The 302-nt window shown below is 46.4% G+C and carries 1 protein-coding gene; it reads left to right on the top strand.

What is annotated here, in order from left to right; all coding sequences use genetic code 11:
- Window positions 1–302 (top strand): IS3 family transposase (locus ACERC5_RS09955; RefSeq protein ID WP_373660660.1); only part of this gene is annotated, 302 nt, incomplete at both ends.

Raw genomic sequence — 302 nt, 5'->3', positions numbered from 1 at the left:
AGTATTTCAGCCATGTGTCGTTGCTTGAAAATCCCTCGTTCAAGCTATTACTACAAAGCCACTGAGCCAGTATCTGAAGCGGAGCTTGAAGCAAAGGTGAAACAGATTTTCCGTGAGAGCAAATCCAGATACGGTGCACGAAAAATCAAGAAATGCCTAGAAGTGCAAGGGATGGCGGTGTCTCGTCGTCGCATTCGTCGTATCATGAAGCGATTGAATCTCGTATCTGTTTACCAGAAAGCCAGCTTCAAACCGCATGCCAAAGGGAAAAATGACGCACCCATTCCAAATCGCTTAGCCAG

It is taken from the genome of Streptococcus sp. E24BD, assembly GCF_041807825.1.
Classification (GTDB): Bacteria; Bacillota; Bacilli; order Lactobacillales; family Streptococcaceae; genus Streptococcus; species Streptococcus entericus.
Note: the sequence above shows the minus strand (reverse complement) of the source record. Positions and strands in the feature narration are given on the sequence as shown.